This is a genomic window from Pseudoalteromonas sp. SW0106-04 (assembly GCF_001293805.1).
GTDB classification, from domain to species: Bacteria; Pseudomonadota; Gammaproteobacteria; order Enterobacterales; family Alteromonadaceae; genus Pseudoalteromonas; species Pseudoalteromonas ruthenica.
On the sequence record NZ_BCAI01000001.1, the window covers coordinates 40,412 to 56,871 of the forward strand.

At 48.2% G+C, this 16,460-nt stretch carries 13 protein-coding genes; 4 read left to right on the forward strand and 9 right to left on the reverse strand.

What is annotated here, in order from left to right:
* The first annotated feature begins 120 nt into the window (after positions 1-120).
* A complete protein-coding gene (locus W04_RS00175; protein WP_053909326.1) occupies positions 121-3,015 on the forward strand; it encodes an insulinase family protein in 2,895 nt (964 codons plus the stop codon).
* Between the two features lie 59 nt (positions 3,016-3,074).
* Here W04_RS00175 and W04_RS00180 read toward each other — a convergent pair whose 3' ends face one another.
* The 3 genes from W04_RS00180 to W04_RS00190 are packed head-to-tail and all read right to left on the reverse strand — an operon-like array spanning position 3,075 to position 6,575.
* Complete coding sequence (locus W04_RS00180) at positions 3,075-3,698, reverse strand: membrane integrity-associated transporter subunit PqiC (RefSeq protein ID WP_053909327.1); 624 nt, start codon at positions 3,696-3,698, stop codon at positions 3,075-3,077.
* Positions 3,698-5,356 (reverse strand): intermembrane transport protein PqiB, encoded by a 1,659-nt coding sequence (pqiB, locus tag W04_RS00185; RefSeq protein ID WP_053909328.1) that lies wholly within the window; start codon positions 5,354-5,356, stop codon positions 3,698-3,700. Before pqiB ends, W04_RS00180 begins: the two co-directional genes overlap by 1 nt.
* A complete protein-coding gene (locus tag W04_RS00190) occupies positions 5,349-6,575 on the reverse strand; it encodes a PqiA/YebS family transporter subunit (protein ID WP_053909329.1) in 1,227 nt (408 codons plus the stop codon). The genes pqiB and W04_RS00190 overlap by 8 nt, the downstream gene beginning before the upstream one ends.
* An 84-nt stretch (positions 6,576-6,659) precedes the next feature.
* On the opposite strand from W04_RS00190, the gene W04_RS00195 reads away from it, so the two are divergent.
* Positions 6,660-7,457 (forward strand): ABC transporter substrate-binding protein, encoded by a 798-nt coding sequence (locus W04_RS00195; protein ID WP_053909330.1) that lies wholly within the window; start codon positions 6,660-6,662, stop codon positions 7,455-7,457.
* Here W04_RS00195 and W04_RS00200 read toward each other — a convergent pair.
* A complete protein-coding gene (locus W04_RS00200; RefSeq protein WP_053909331.1) occupies positions 7,446-8,237 on the reverse strand; it encodes an acyl-CoA thioesterase II in 792 nt (263 codons plus the stop codon). The two genes, W04_RS00195 and W04_RS00200, sit on opposite strands and share 12 nt — an antisense overlap.
* Before the next feature lie 185 nt (positions 8,238-8,422).
* Between W04_RS00200 and dnaK the strand changes: the two genes are divergently transcribed.
* Both dnaK and dnaJ read left to right on the forward strand, forming a co-directional pair.
* Positions 8,423-10,348 carry a molecular chaperone DnaK gene (gene dnaK / locus W04_RS00205; protein WP_022945191.1) on the forward strand — a complete coding sequence of 642 codons (1,926 nt, stop codon included), beginning with the start codon at positions 8,423-8,425 and terminating at the stop codon, positions 10,346-10,348.
* Between the two features lie 153 nt (positions 10,349-10,501).
* Entirely contained in the window at positions 10,502-11,635 is a 1,134-nt protein-coding gene (dnaJ, locus tag W04_RS00210) for a molecular chaperone DnaJ (protein ID WP_022945190.1), read from the forward strand.
* A 48-nt stretch (positions 11,636-11,683) separates the two neighbouring features.
* Here dnaJ and W04_RS00215 read toward each other — a convergent pair whose 3' ends face one another.
* The 5 genes from W04_RS00215 to W04_RS00235 all read right to left on the reverse strand — a co-directional run bounded on the left by W04_RS00215 (position 11,684) and on the right by W04_RS00235 (position 16,374).
* Positions 11,684-11,908: a hypothetical protein gene (locus W04_RS00215; protein WP_045979904.1), complete on the reverse strand. Its 225-nt coding sequence runs from the start codon at positions 11,906-11,908 to the stop codon at positions 11,684-11,686.
* A gap of 78 nt (positions 11,909-11,986) precedes the next feature.
* The gene (locus tag W04_RS00220) at positions 11,987-13,009 is read right to left on the reverse strand and encodes an ABC transporter ATP-binding protein (RefSeq protein WP_053909332.1); all 1,023 of its coding nucleotides are present in this window, start codon (positions 13,007-13,009) and stop codon (positions 11,987-11,989) included.
* 21 nt (positions 13,010-13,030) lie between these two features.
* Positions 13,031-14,521, reverse strand: a complete 1,491-nt coding sequence (locus W04_RS00225; protein ID WP_045979906.1) for an iron ABC transporter permease — start codon at positions 14,519-14,521, stop codon at positions 13,031-13,033.
* A complete protein-coding gene (locus W04_RS00230) occupies positions 14,521-15,561 on the reverse strand; it encodes a substrate-binding domain-containing protein (RefSeq protein ID WP_053909333.1) in 1,041 nt (346 codons plus the stop codon). The genes W04_RS00225 and W04_RS00230 overlap by 1 nt, the downstream gene beginning before the upstream one ends.
* Positions 15,562-16,374: a hypothetical protein gene (locus W04_RS00235; protein WP_045979908.1), complete on the reverse strand. Its 813-nt coding sequence runs from the start codon at positions 16,372-16,374 to the stop codon at positions 15,562-15,564.
* Between the last annotated feature and the right edge of the window lie 86 nt (positions 16,375-16,460).

A 16,460-nucleotide genomic window follows, 5' to 3' on the forward strand; every position in this document is an offset into this window, starting at 1 on the left:
GTGCTAGCAAAGATAGTCAGTGTTTTCATACATTGTTACAAACTTGATAGCTTTTTCATTGCATTTTCATCAGTGATTTTTGATCATAAAAGAAAACGTCCACTGATAAGAGACAAATTCATGAAAAAGACATTAGCACTGAGTGCCCTGAGTGCCCTGAGCCTCGCCGTACTGGCTGGTTGTAAAAGTACATCGGCGCCTTTACAAAGCGAACTGGCTCAGCAATTGATCCCGGAAAACTTAGTTGTTAGCCCTAACGACAAGCGGGCCTATGAGACACTAACGTTGGACAATGGCATTGATGTGGTGCTGGTTTCAGACCCCAGTGCTGAGAAATCTGCGGCGGCGTTAAGCGTGGGCGTCGGGCTTTTGCACGACCCCATGTCGCAACAAGGCATGGCGCATTATCTCGAACATATGCTGTTTTTAGGCACTGAACGCTACCCCGATACCAAGGGCTACAGTGACTTTATGACCAAAAACGGCGGTGCTCATAACGCTTATACCTGGCTCGATATCACCAACTACATGTTCAAAGTGAATAACGATGCCTACGCAGAGGGGCTTGACCGTTTCAGTGACTTTTTCAAATCGCCAAAGCTGTACCCTGAGTATACTGATAAAGAGAAAAATGCGGTCAATGCTGAGTGGTCAATGCGCCGCGAAATGGACTTTTTCGGGCAGTTTAAACTCGCGCGTAAAATGATGGGTGAGCACCCAGCAAACCGCTTCCTGATTGGTAATTTAGAGACGTTGGGCGATAAAGAAGGGAGCTCATTACACCAAGAAACGGTTGATTTCTATAACCAGTATTACTCCGCGAATATAATGAAAGTAGCGATGATCTCCAATCGCCCACTCAATGAAATGCGCCAGCTAGCGAAGCAATATTTCGCAGATATTGAAAATAAAAACATTGATGAGCCACAAGTGAAGGCTGAACTGGATTTTGATCAGGCTGGTGGCAAACGTATTTACTACAAGCCCAATGAAGATGTGAAACAGCTGAAGCTTGATTTCACTATTAAAAATAACATGGATAAGTTTGCCCTTAAGCCGAACCGCTTTGTGGCCTACTTACTTAGCAATGAAATGCCAGGCTCTCCAGCGCAAATACTGCGTGATAAGGGCTGGGTCTCACAATTGAGTGCCAATGCATCAGCGAATATGTACGGCAATTATGGCGCGTTGTCAGTGGATATTGAACTGACGGATGCAGGGATGCAAAACCGTGAACAAATCGTCGCTACGGTTATGCGTTACATTGAGCTTATCAAGGAAAATGGTGTTGATGAGAAGTACTTCGACGAAATTCGAACGTCGCTGAATAACCAGTTTCAGTTCTTAGAGAAAAGCGATGAATTTAGTTATGTTTCTTCGTTAACGCAAAGCATGCAGGATTATCCGCTCACCAATACAATTAACGCGCCTTACTATTATGGTGAGTTTAATCCGCAGGCAGTGCAGGATGTGCTGACACAGCTTAACGGCGAGACCTTGCGAGTTTGGTATATTTCCCAGCAAGAGCAAACCGATAGTCAACTGCACTTCTACGACGGCGAATACCGCATTGAAGATATCAGTAGCGAAGAGCAAGCTAGTTGGCAGCAAGCGAGCGAGTTTGCTTTGTCTCTACCCAGCGTTAATCGTCTGCTGCCACAGCATTTTGATATCAAAACCCGAGGCTACGCGGCGCAAACTAAACCGGTTGTGAGCTACGATAAAAACGGTATCAAAATCTGGCAGCAGCCGAGCCAACATTTTGCTGAGCAGCCTAAGGGGTTGGTCGAGGTGTATGTTAATTCACCAGCGCCACAAAACAACATGGCTGCAAAGGTGTTAATGAATTTGTGGGCCGATTTATACAATTTGTCGCAAACCGCGTTGGCAACCGAGGCCTCTATTGCTGGCATGTCGGTAGGCATGGACCCTGGTAACGGGTTTACCCTCACTGTCGGCGGGTTCACCGATAAACAGCCAGAGTTATTGAGTGAAGCGTTAAGCAACTTGCAGGTTGAGGTCGATGAACAAGCATTTAACCAAGCCGTGGACCGCTATGTACGGGCACTAAACAATGCGCAGCAGCAATTTCCTTTTTACCAAGCATTTGATGAGTACTCGAATCTAGTTCGCTCTGGCAGTTACGACACCGAGGCACTAATTGCCAAAGCGCAATCACTTACGGTGGCGGACTTAGAGCAATTGATGAACCAAGTGTTGGCGCATAACACGGTGCGGGTATTTGCTTTTGGTAACTATGATCAAAGCAGTATTGACGTTATTGCCAAAAACATTACTCAGGCGCTGCCGGCGCAAAAAGAAGATAGCCCGTATACGCGTTCTCAGTCTTGGCAACCTAAGCAGGGCGAAACCTATGTTGTTCATAAAGACATAGAGGTGGCTGATGTCGCTATTATTGACATGGTTTATCACCCAACCCCAGGTTATGCGCAAAAAGCAGCAGCGGCGGTATTACAAGGGCATTTCCGCACAGTGGCCTTTGATAAACTGCGCACCGAAGAGCAGCTTGCTTACGCCGTCGGTGCTATCGCCCGTCCACTTGAGGACTATGCCGCCATAGGGTTGTTTATTCAAACTCCGGTCAAAGGCCCGAAGGCTATGCAGGCCCGTTTTGATAGCTTCAAGCAACAATATCAACAAGAGCTTAATGAGATGGATGAGGCGACGTTTGCGCAGCTCAAAAATGCCACTCTCGTGGCGCTCAAAGAGCAGCCAAAAAATCTAAAAGATGAACTTGGACGCCTTATTACCGATTGGTATCGCGAACAGTTTGATTTCAACAGCCGTAGCCAACTGATTGCGGCGGTCGAGCAACTGACGCTTGCAGACATTCAAGAATTCTACCAGCAAACGATGATGAACCCAGAAGCCGCAAGGCTCAACGTGCAGCTTCGTGGCAGTAAATTTGCCGACAAGGACTTCGCTGATTTACCTGAGCAAACCAAGGTGGAATCGGTGGCTGACTTCCAAAAGCAAATCAGCTGGCAGCAGTAGTTTACTGGATAATAACGTGCAGAAAAGGCTCCCATGGGAGCCTTTTTTATGTGTTTGATTTAGTCTTGATTAAAGTGCTGAGGAAGGGCGTTAGCAATCTCTTTCAAGCTGGCTTGCCATGCTTTACTCAGGGCGGATGCCAAAGCAGCGTAGCCATCTTGTGCCAGAGGCTCGCTTTGGCTAAAGCGCGCCATACTGAGTACGTGTAACTTACCTTTCTCATCAACTCGGGATAAACGCCACAAGCCTGCTATTTCTGCATTGTTATCGAGGCCGCCGTTAAAATGGTCGATGTCGATATCGAGTTGATAAAACGATGACTGCAGCTGCTCGGCATAGACATCAGCCCCTTTGACGACCAGCACTTGCTCTAATGTAGCCATTAGCTGCAACTGGGCGCTACTTTCGAGCATGAGTGCTGGGCTATCGGCCCAAAAATGGTAATTAGCACTGTATATTTCTTGCGGTGAGCGTCGTACTACCATGGCGCGGTTATTAAGGTTACCGCGTAAACTGATAGGGCTTAAACGCAATAGGTGTTGGGTCTGCTCATCGGTGCGTAGCAGATTGTTATTAAACAGCGCGCTATCTAACTGGTAGTAGCGGATATTGCTAGTTCGCGAGTCCGTGGCGCAGCCTAGTACCAGTAATGGCAGCATCAGTAATAAAATAAGTCGAAGCATTAGTTATCACTCCTTGGCAGCGGATCAGCAGGTAGCTCTTTATCAAAGATCAGCATATTAGGTTGCTCCTTTAACCCTTTCGATAAGGGCTGCAGTTCATCCATTAGGCGCTGCATTTGCTCAAGTGAAGACTGCATTTGTTGATACATTTTCGAACCATTTTGGAAGCTCGCCATGGTGACCTCAAATTGCTCCATGCTTTGCTCAAATTGGCGCATACTTTGGCTAATATCTGCCATATCTTGGGTAAACTCTTTGGGCAGCGCTTTCATACTCGGGTCGCTCATGAACTGGCGCATATCCACAGCAAGCGTTTCATAACGGGCCATGGTGCTTTCAAACTGAGCCAAACTTTCCTCTATACGAAGGCCTTTCACCTTATTGAGTACATCATTAACTTGGTTGGCCAGCACCGTGATGCCGCTGGAGGTACTGGGGAAAACAGTGTAGTCGCCGCGTTGTGTTAAGCCGACCAATTCACTATCAGGGTAGATATCAAAATCAACGTAAACGGCGCCAGTAAGCAGGTTGCCAGGCTTCAAAGAAGCTTTAAGGCCTTGTTGCAGGAGCTCATCAACATGGGATTGCCAAAACTCCCTCGCTTGTGCTGAGTCGCGGTACAGGCGTCCATACTCGATACGTATAAGTACCGGAACGGCATTGCTGGTATTGCTAAAGTGAGCAGGGCGACCATCAATTATAACCTCAGCAGGGACTTGCTCGACAGTGCCTATGCGCATGCCCCTGTATTCGACCGGCGCGCCCTCTCGTAGGCCGCGAATAGACTGCTCAAACTCAATGAGGTAGTGCTGGTAATCATAAAATCGCTGTTCTAATGCGGCTTTATAGCTGTCACTTAGGCTAAAGGTATGATCTTGCTTGGCGATGGCTCCTGGAGGATCGCCCTCCGGGGTGGCCAGCGAAATACCTCCCTTTAGCATTTTCGCGATTGACCCTGTTTTGACGTTGATGCCATCAGCGGATAGGTCAAATTCGAGTCCTGAATTAACCCAAAAGACCGTGTTCAATGTCACTAGGTTTTCGTACGGCGCATTAATAAATAAACCGTAACGCATCACTTGTTGTTGCCAATCAAAATTGGCAGTTTCGATTTGGCCGATTTTATACCCTTTGAAGTAAACCCCTGTGCCCACCTCGAGCACTTCAGCATCTCGGCTGATTAACTTGTAACGCCCGCCTTTGACATCATTGGCAATCAGCGCAGGCTCCTCTTGCAATTCAAAACGCTCGGTAAGCTGTTTGCTCTCCCCGGGGGCGAATTCTAAATAAACACCCGAAAATAAAGTACTAAAGCCGGTGACGCCACTTTCATCCACGCGCGGTTTGACCACCCATATTTTTGCATCTTCAGTGAGTAAGTTATCGTAATGGTTATCTACTTGAGCTCGGGCGATGACATGGTCGCGGCTTGACGCCAATCGAATTGCATCGACAGTGCCTATTTTTACACTGCGAACTTTGATTTCTGTTTTACCTGCAACGATGCCCTCAGCATGGGGCATTTTGATGTAAATAGTTTGCCCTTGTGAGAGCTGGTGTTGCAGTAACATCCATGCACCAACAAACAGGGCGATGATAGGGATCAGCCAAATAGGGGACAGTTTAGGCGCCGTTTTAATGCGCGCAGTATTACTCATTCACGACTCTCTTCACTTTTTCAGGGGGATCCCAAATCAAACGTGGATCAAAAGCATGGGCCGCCATCATTTGGCAAATAACCATCGCTGCGAAACATAACGCGCCCAACCCGGGTTCGACCAACATCAGGTTGCCTAGCTGTACCAAGGCTACCAAGATAGCAACAACAAATACATCAATCATCGACCATTTGCCAATAAATTCAGTAACCTGATATAGCCGAGTGTACACCATAGAGCGGCGACTGGCTTGGCGATAAACCATCACGCATAAGGTCGCAAGCACTAATGCTTTAGCAAATGGCACCACCACACTGGCAAGGAAGATAATCGAAGCAATGGGGTATGAACCACTTTGCCATAACAGTATTACGCCGCCAATTAGCGTTGATGGCTCTCTGTCACCCAAGCTGGTGGTATACATGATGGGCAGTACATTGGCAGGAATGTACAACAGTACCGAAGTCACCAGCCAGGCAGCGGCTTTTTGTACACTTTGCATGTTGCGATAATGCGTAGTGCTATGACAGCGTGGACATAGTTTGTTGTAGGTAAGTTGTTGGCAAACATGGCAGGCTCGTAGATTGACATCAATTGCCCTCACTCCTTGTGGAACGGCGACCTCTTTATGAGGGGCAATCTGTCGCCACAGTCGAGGACGGTTGACGTAAGATAGAGCACCTATATATGTCAGCACAAACCCGCCATAGGCCCAAAAGCTAATGCCAAAGGTAATGTCAGCCATAGACATTATCTTGACCATACTGACCAATACGCCGACGAGGAAAATCTCCGACATCACCCAGGTATCCAATGCCAGGGTCAATTTCAGCAGCTTGCGTCCCCAATGCTTTGGCAAGGTGCGCAAAAAACCTAAGTGCAAAGGCAGCAGTAACAACAACATCACCAAGGGTAAGATAATGATACTGATATCAATAAATATCCCTAACAGGGGGCTGTCGTAGTTAAAAAGCATGCGTCCAGCATCAGGCAAGGTCATGGTTTGCGTGATGCCTCGACTGGAGAACGAAATAAAAGGGTAAAACACTGAGCTCAATAATAAAATAATGGCACTCAGGGTGAGGGCTACAACTTTAGGGTCGTTATTGACGTTGCTTGCATTTAAGCTCGAGTGACAGTGAGGGCACTGGGCAACTTGTTTGGCTCGGAGTCGCGGCACATCGACCACTAGATCACATTGCGGGCAGGCCAGTTGCATGTTTTCTCAAACTTTATCCAGTTAACTGCTAATGTTAGAGCATAGCGCTTATTTTATGTAATTCCTAGTGACTAAGGACGGGTTATGGTAAGGGGTCTGGCAACAAATAACTGGCTAGCTGTCAGTCAGCTAATGCTGTGTATGTTGTTTATGTGCACGGCAAATGCTGCCAATAACCTCGACGATGACGCTGTGGAGCTCTCCGCTAGTGCCTACATCCCACCTTATGTATTTAAAGATGGACACCATGGGATTGAGATTGACATTATCAAACATGCTTTGGAAAAAGCGCAGCTTGGGCCATTAACATTGCACTTTTTAAGCAATCGCCGTGCTGAGGAGCAGTTACGCCAAGGTAAAATTAGCGGCGCGATTAATATTCCGAAAGAGTCAGGGCTCGAAGGCTACTACAGTGAGCCCTTATTGTATTTTGAGAATGTAGCTATTAGCTTAGCTGAGCATAACTTCAGCATTGAGCAGTTCAGTGATTTACATGGTAAAAGCATTCTTGCGTTTCAGAATGCAAAAAACTACCTTGGACCTGACTATGCCAAGGCCATTACTAAGGCCTTGAGTTATGATGAGGTAGTCAATCAGTATGCGCAAATAGACCACCTCATGAAGGGGTGGGTGGATGTGATTGTGTTGGAGAAGCGCATTTTTCAGTATTACTTACACACCTTTGCAATGAGCCAAGGGCAACAGACAAAGCAAGTTGCCATCCATGCGCTTTGGCCTCCTTCTCCCCGACACGTGGTATTTACTGATTCACAGCTGCGTGAGCGCTTCAACCAAGGTCTTGCAGAGCTTAAAAAAACACCGCGCTACAAAGCATTGCTTGCCAGCGCGCCATCGTATGCTCAGCGCCAATCAAGCAAATAAGGCCACAGTTTGTTTAGAGCGCGCAAGCACCTGCCCTGACTCAGAGTAAACAGTGGCGTCTTCATAAGCGTAGCCGTTATGTGCGGCGGTGGTGTGTACGTGCAAGCCTAGCCATTGTGACGCCGCTAATTGAGGTAGCGTTAAACACTCTACATGCCAACTCATGCTACTTGCTGGTGCCGGTTGCTTAAATGCTTGTAATTGCGATGGTGGCCAACTGTCAATCAGGGCAATGACATGGGTCCAGTCGTACTGCTGCTGTTGTCCTTTAAAGCGCATCCAGCCTGTTAGGTCAGTGCACTCGGCGCCGCTGTAAGGCATATTGCCCTCGGTTAGGTTTAAGTCCACATGCTGAAAAAAAGCCGGCATGACATTCTCTACATAGGGTAAGCAGTTTTCTGCATCTGCGGCTTTAGGGACGGTCACAGCGGCCACTGGCACTTCAACCTCGGAGGCGCGGTCTTTGGCGAATAATCCTTGGACAGATAAGCACACTTGTCCATGCTGCTCAATGGTTGCGCTGTATTGGTTAGAGCTTTTGCCTTCGCGTAAATGGTGGAAGGTCAGGGTAAAGGGCGTGTCTGGAGCAATGGGGCCAATAAATTGTGCACTAAACGATCGTAAAATACGGTCGCTATCGCAATGTTTCAGCATGGATTGCAAGGCTAATGCGCAAGACAAGCCGCCAAAAGCTGTGCGCCCTTGTGTCCATGAAGCAGGAAATTCGAGCGTTTGTTGGTTCTCGCCAGTCACGCTGGCCAATAGGGTATCAAAGGTCATCTGTCTCACCTTAATCAAACTTGTCAGACCAGTTTAACGGCAAATTCTTCCTTGGCGAGGGGGAAAATTGAAAAAAATGACAAAAAAACGAAATTTTTTTAATTATGACGCTTGAATTAACAAAAGCGGCCCCTATCTAGTAGTCATCGAACACGTTAACAGAATTTTGAAGTTGGAGAAGATTCATGGGTAAGATTATTGGAATCGACTTAGGTACTACTAACTCGTGTGTAGCAGTACTTGACGGTGATAAGCCACGCGTAATTGAGAACGCCGAGGGCGATCGCACGACTCCTTCTATTATCGCATTCACTGAAGACGGTGAAACGCTAGTAGGTCAGCCGGCGAAACGCCAAGCGGTAACCAACCCGACTAACACACTATTTGCAATCAAGCGTTTAATTGGTCGTCGTTTTGAAGACGAAGAAGTACAACGCGATATCGGCATCATGCCGTTTAAGATTGTTAAAGCAGACAATGGCGATGCCTGGGTCGAAGCAAAAGGCGAAAAGCGTGCTGCTCCTCAGATTTCTGCTGAAGTCTTGAAGAAAATGAAAAAGACCGCCGAGGATTACCTAGGTGAAGAAGTAACAGGGGCTGTAATCACTGTGCCTGCATACTTCAACGATTCACAGCGTCAAGCAACAAAAGACGCAGGTCGTATCGCGGGTCTAGAAGTTAAGCGTATCATTAACGAGCCAACGGCCGCTGCGCTTGCTTATGGTATGGATAAGAAAAAAGGCGACAACGTGGTTGCCGTGTATGACCTCGGTGGTGGTACTTTCGATATCTCTATCATTGAAATCGACGAAGTAGAAGGCGAGCACACCTTTGAAGTACTGGCAACCAATGGTGACACGCACCTAGGTGGTGAGGACTTTGATAACCGCGTTATCAACTACTTAGTAGAAGAGTTCAAAAAAGAGCAAGGTATTGAGCTTAATAACGATCCGTTAGCGATGCAGCGTGTTAAAGAAGCCGCCGAGAAAGCTAAAATTGAGCTTTCAAGTGCACAGCAAACTGAGGTGAACCTTCCTTATGTTACGGCCGATGCTAGCGGTCCTAAGCACATGAACGTGAAGCTGACTCGCGCTAAACTTGAGTCATTGGTTGAAGACCTTGTTACCAAGTCTATCGAGCCACTGAAAAAAGCACTTGCGGATGCCGATTTATCGGTCGGTGATGTGAATGACATTATCCTAGTAGGTGGTCAAACACGTATGCCATTAGTGCAGAAAACGGTTACTGAGTTCTTCGGCAAAGAACCTCGCAAAGACGTAAACCCAGATGAAGCAGTAGCTATGGGTGCGGCAGTGCAAGGTGGTGTTCTTGCTGGTGACGTAAAAGACGTACTTCTGCTTGATGTTATCCCACTGTCTCTTGGTATCGAAACCATGGGCCAAGTGATGACCGCGTTGATCGAGAAAAACACGACCATTCCAACGAAGAAGTCGCAAACGTTCTCAACAGCGGAAGATAACCAAAATGCAGTAACGATTCATGTGCTGCAAGGTGAACGTAAGCGCTCTGCCGACAACAAGTCGCTTGGTCAGTTCAACCTTGAGGGTATTCGTCCAGCGCGTCGCGGCGAGCCGCAAATCGAAGTCACTTTCGATGTTGATGCTGATGGTATCTTACATGTGTCAGCAAAAGATAAAGACACAGGTAAAGAGCAAAAAATCACTATCCAAGCTTCTTCAGGTCTAAGCGATGATGAAGTAGAAAAAATGGTACGTGATGCCGAGGCAAACGCCGAGGAAGATAAAAAGTTCGAAGAGCTAGTGACTGCGCGTAACCAAGCTGATGCTTTAGTACACGGTACACGTAAGCAAATCGAAGAAGCGGGTGATGATTTACCGGCAGAAGATAAAACAGCTATCGAAAGTGCGTTAACGGAACTTGAAACTGCGATTAAGGGTGAAAGCAAAGAAGAAATCGATGCGAAAACCCAAGCGCTTGCTGAGAAGTCACAAAAGCTAATGGAAATCGCGCAAGCGAAAGCCCAACAGCAAGGTGGCGCTGATGCCGGTGCACAGCAGCAATCACAAGCAAAGCAAGACGACGATGTTGTTGACGCTGAGTTTGAAGAAGTGAAAGACGAGAATAAATAAGTCTTGAACTTTGTAAGGGCGCGCTGGCGAGATCGCTTGACGCGCCCTTAGTGTATGTAGATTTTAGGAATGAGGGTTGCCATGGCTAAGGCTCAACGGTAAACCCTTTTTCACTTTGCAGCCTTGCTGCATTTATTAACAGTAGTGGTAGATATGTCAAAACGCGATTATTACGAAGTCCTTGGCGTAGCAAAGGACGCCAGTGACCGAGATATTAAAAAGGCTTATAAGCGCCTGGCGATGAAATATCACCCGGATCGTACTGCCGGCGATAAAGAGCTTGAAAATAAGTTCAAAGAAGTCAAAGAAGCCTATGAAGTCCTCGGTGATGAGCAAAAACGCCAAACTTATGATCAGTTCGGCCATGCAGCATTTGAACAAGGCGGCGGTGGCGGCCACGGCGGCTTTGGCGGTGGCGCAGGCGATTTTGGTGACATCTTCGGGGATGTCTTTGGAGACATCTTTGGCGGCGGTCGTCGTCAGTCACGCCAACAACGTGGCGCCGATTTACGTTACAACATGGACTTAAGCCTAGAAGAGGCAGTGCGTGGTAAAGACGTCGAAATCAAAGTGCCTACTTGGGTGGCCTGTGAGCCTTGTGATGGCTCAGGTGCCAAACCAGGCTCAAAACCGAAAACCTGTCATACTTGTCATGGTGCAGGGCAGGTACAAATGCGCCAAGGTTTCTTCGCAGTGCAACAGACGTGTCCAACTTGTCAGGGGACGGGGCAAATTATTTCCGACCCTTGTGATAGTTGTCATGGTCAAGGTCGCGTAGAACGCACCAAAACATTGTCGGTGAAAATTCCCCCAGGAGTGGATACTGGCGATCGTATTCGTCTTGCTGGCGAAGGTGAGGCCGGTGCTCATGGTGCGCCTGCAGGCGATCTCTATGTACAAGTGAGTGTACGCGAACACCCTATCTTTGTTCGCGATGGCAACAATCTGTACTGTGAAGTACCTATCGGCTTTACCACAGCAGCGTTAGGCGGTGAGATTGAAGTACCAACGCTAGATGGTCGCGCTAAGCTGAAAATCCCAGCAGAGTCGCAAACTGGAAAGATGTTCCGTATGCGCGGTAAAGGGGTCAAGTCAGTGCGCTCTGGTTCAGTAGGTGATTTAATCTGTAAGGTGGTGATTGAAACGCCAGTGAACCTTAACAGTGAGCAACGCGAGTTACTTGAGCAGTTAGAAAGCAGCTTGGGTAAAGACAGCTCAAAATACCGCCCGAAGGAGAAAGGTTTCTTCGACGGGGTGAAAAAGTTCTTTGATGACTTAACCAAGTAAGGGTGAGCTCGCCAAAGTAAAAAAGCGCCTTAAGGCGCTTTTTTTGTATCAATTGAGCAGCAATGCTTGTTCTGTAACGTCTGAGCAACGACACAACTGCACATCTTCTTGGTATCTCACCTCGTGTACGGATGGCGCGCTACGCGTTAGTTGCTCGCACCGTGCTGCACATTGACGTTGATGCTGCCAGTAATCGTACTCACCTGAAATCAGCCACGTAAGGAGTACCGCCACGACCGCTAAGCTGGCAAGGCGGATATTTCGACTCAGCATTGTCTCTCTCCCACTTGCTCGTATACCTTAACTAACCTTAGTACACAACCAGCGGTGAGAGCGAGTTTTATCCCGTAACTAGGTGCTGCTCTGGATTGTGAATGCGGCTAATGGGTGTGAGGTGCTTAAGGAAACATGCACCTTATCGCCAGGGCGCACTAGCATTTCATGGCTCACGCGGCTGGTAACCGTGGTTTTGCAAGGTAGTTCAATCGCGCACAGTCTGCTGCCGCCTTCAAACCTGACCCAAGTAACAACACCATTGCTGTTGTTTGTATCTTGCGCTAATAACACATCGTCTGGGCGCAACAACACATCTACTTCCGCTGCGTTGTCGTCTATGCCTGCTATTGGCGCTATTCCTATCGCGGTACTGGCTTGGTGGTGTTGATGTTGTCCGCGAATAAAGCTTGCTTCGCCCAAAAATCGTGCCACAAAGCGATTGCTAGGCATGCTGAAGCATTTTTCTGGGCTATCAATCTGTTGAATTTTACCATCGCGGAGTACCCCGACGCGGTCGCCCACAGAGAGCGCCTCTTCTTGGTCGTGGGTCACCCAAATGGCGGGCACACCGGCTTCTTTCAAAGCGTTGCGAATATCCCAGCGTAGCGTGTCTTTGAGCGCTGCATCTAGATTTGATAAAGGTTCATCCAGTAGCACAAAATCTGGCTGATGCGCCAAGGTGCGTGCCAGGGCAACACGCTGTTTTTGGCCGCCGGAGAGGGTGGCTGGCTTTTTATCGCGAAACGCCTCTAGGCCAAGTAAGTCAATCCAATGATCGGCCAAGGTGTGGTCTTTTAAACGAAAGCAAATATTTTGCTGCACATTTAGGTGTGGGAACAACGCAAAGTCTTGGAATACCATACCTACGCTGCGTTTTTCAGGAGGCACCGTTTGCGTGGGGGTAGCGCACCACTTACCAACATCGATTTGCCCCTCACTGATGGGAATAAGCCCGGCGAGGGCCTGTAAAATCGTGCTTTTTCCACAACCTGTGGGGCCTACGAGCATCAAGATTTCGCTTTTATCAAGGGCCAGGTCGAGTTCACTGACAACGCGATTGCTACCGTAATCGATAGACAGCTTACTTACAGATAGCATGTTTAGGTTTCCTCTTCACGTTTAACTGCTGCGTTTCTCGCCTGAAAGCATAATAGCGAGGCCGCCGGCGGAGATCACTACTAGAAGTAGCCCTGGAATTGCTGCGCGACCAAAATATCCGGCCTCATACACTCGCCATAGGTAGGTAGACAGGGTTTCAAAGCCAGTTGGACCAAGCAATAAAGTTGCTTCGAGCTCGCGCATAGACTCTAAAAATACCAGTGCAGCACCAGCGACAATGCCGCGTGCAGTCAGGGGCAAAGTCACGCGCATAAAGGCCTCCCTCGGAGAAGCACCTAATACACGCGCCGATTTGACTAAACTGCCATCCAAATGTTCAGTGCTGGTACGAATGCTACCTACGGCTAAAGGGAGAAAGCGCAGTACATAGGCAATCACTAATAAAGCGAGGGTTTGATAGAGCAGGGGTAATTGCAGGCCACCATAAACCAATGCGGTGCCCATAACAATTCCGGGAATACCAAAACCAAAGTAGGTGACGCGCTCCATTATACGCCCGGCCTTGCCGGTCAGTGCTGCATGGGCAACGGGGATAGCGACAATCACGGCGGTGAGCGCGGCTATAATCGAAGCATACGCCGAGTTCCAGGCGATATTGATGTCAAAATCGGCAACGCCATCACGGGCGAGCCAAAGCATAAAAATAGCCAAAGGCAAACCAATAGCAAGCATCAGAATAGGTGTGAAAATGGTAAATAAACCCATTAACTGCAAGCGACTGGGGAACAGGATAAGCGCACGACCATGGCGCTCGGTGGCGGTTTTTATCTGTGATTCTAAAAACAATAAAAAGCCAACAATGCACATCAACTGTAATGACAGCATTGCTGCTCGGTTTAGGCCAAAGGCATTGTATTCAACGTAGATAACACGGGTGAAAGTATCCAGGCGCATCATCGCTGGGGTGCCAAAATCGGATAAGGTATACAGTGCCACCAGTAGCGAGCCGGCGGCGATACCATTGACCACGCGCGGTAAAATCACCTTAAAAATACTGCCGGTCATGGACATTCCTAAAGTGCGCGCAGCGTTGACCATACTGGCATCTAAGCTTAATAGCGACGAGCGGGTGGTCATCATCACAAAAGGAAAGGTATAAAGGGTCATCACTATCGCTGCGCCGCTGAGACCATACATAGGCGCGGTGGTCAGGCCAAACAACCCTTCTATTTCGCCACCAGGACCGAATGCGGCATACAAGGTAAATGCACCGATATAACTCGGGATAGCGAGGGGAGCGGCAAAAAGTACGAGCCAAAACTTCTTCAGTGGCAGATGCACATAAGCGCTTATAAACGCCAAAGGCACGCCGATAAGGATAGAGCCCAACACGGTCAATGCCATGAGCGCTAAGGTGTTGCCGAGAATCTCGAGATTATGACTGTCAAATAGGGTGTTAGCGTCACTTGCTAAGCTCAGCAGCACATACACAGGGGTTAGGGCAACTAGCGCCGCGAGCAGCGCTAGAGGGTAAGACGCAGGTAGGCGCATTACAACACACCGCTGGCGCGCATTAAATCGAGAGTCGGTCGCAAATCTGCTAGTTGCGTTAAGTCTACTTTGGGTGGTGAAATACTGGCCAGTGGCGGCAGCCCTTGTGGCTGCGAAACACCGCTTATAAGTGGAATTTCATAGGCTTCTTGGGCGAGATAACTTTGCACTTCGGCGCTTAGTAAGTAGCGCATAAAATTCACCGCTAATGGGTCCTCGCTCAGAGCCAAGATACCAGAGGCATTGACTAAACAGCCCGCATCATCATTGGTAAAGGCTAACGCTAAATTGGCATCGGGCTTACCGGATTTCAACCTTAAGGTGTAATAATGGTTGGCAAAACCAATATCTACCTCACCGCGTTCAACAGCCATCACTACGCCCAGCTCGCCAGCGTAGGATTTGGCACGTTTTTGCACCTTCTTTAACCATTTAGCGGTTTTGTCATCACCTTCTATGAGGCGCATGGCCGTGACAAAAGATTGGAACGAAGCGTAAGCGGGTGCCCAACCTATGCTCAAGTCACTCTCGGCAATATCCATAATATCCGTTGGGATCTGCTCAGCACTGAGACGTTCAGTGTTGTAGGGTAAAGTGCGAACCCTGCCAGTCACCGGTGCCCAACCAGGGTAACGGAACTGGGGCTGAAGCTGGGCAGACAGATCATCTGGTAGGGGATGAGCTAGTCCTGCATCGGTGACCAGACCTATAGCGCCAGAGTCGACGGCCCAGAATAAATCGGCGCGCCGCACGCCCATTTTAGCTTCGGCCACAATAGTATTAGCCAAAGCGGCAGTCGGACCACGACGGATCCCAAGCTCTAGTTTGGGGTTTTTGTCTTGGATGGCTTGTAACACGTTTTCATACAGGCCACCTTCACCGCGACCAAGGTAAAGCGTCAGCTTCCCCTCTAAACGCGGTAATTGATCAACAGAAACAGGACTGGCTGTGGTCGCGGCAAATGCACGTGACAGAGGCAGCGGCAAGGCACCAGCCACCCCTAACGCAGCTAGGCCTTGAATAAAGGTCCTACGCTTCACTTAAAATACATCCTTACGTGCTTTTTCGGCTTTCTCAATCAACGCCTTAGCGCGGTCTAATTTTGTTTGCATATCAATGACAACGTTGCGCACCGCATCAACGCCTTTATCATCGGCGATGGCTTTAGGCAGCGTAACGTTAAAATCTTTTTCTAGTACTTCAACGAGGTTAGCGTCTTGCTCAATCAGCGTGCCCTCTACGCCTTCAAAAAGGTGCAAGTAGGTATCGTGGACAATGCTGGTCGCTTCTTCATTAAGGCGCTCTGCGTATTTGGCAACGACGCGGTCTAGTTTGTGCTTGATTTCAACAATGGTCGCACTTTGGGTCATGGACTCTGTTGCTGTGGTTTTAACGCTCTCAAGCAAGCCTTTTTGTTGGTACTGCGCGGCAAGTTTAACAGCCCCAAGACCCTGCCACAAGGCTGCATTCATGGCTTGTTGCTGGGTACGCACGTTGCTGCTAGGTTCGCCATTATCAATGGCCATTTTTACACCATACAAACCTTGCCAAATCGAGGCATAAACCGGCACATAATTAGTTTCAATGGCACTGTGGAACTTAACCGATTCCCAGTATTCAATGAGCTCATCACTGTTTACTGACTTCTTGCCTTGCTGTTCATATTTGCTGACTAAGGTATCAACCTTGCCAACCATCCATTCAACTTCTTCTGAATAGTCTTTTAAGTTTTCCTGTAGGTGATTTACGTGCTCACCAATTGGACCGTTTGCAAAGGCTGGTTGAGTGGCTACGGCAGAGGCTAGAACAAGGCCAAGGCCCGCGAGTTTTATAGAGTGTGACCATGTTTTCATAATTAGATTACCGAAAAGTATAAGTGTAAATGATAGCTATTATCATATCCCTCGAGACGCACTTAATCAATACGTAGACAACCCCT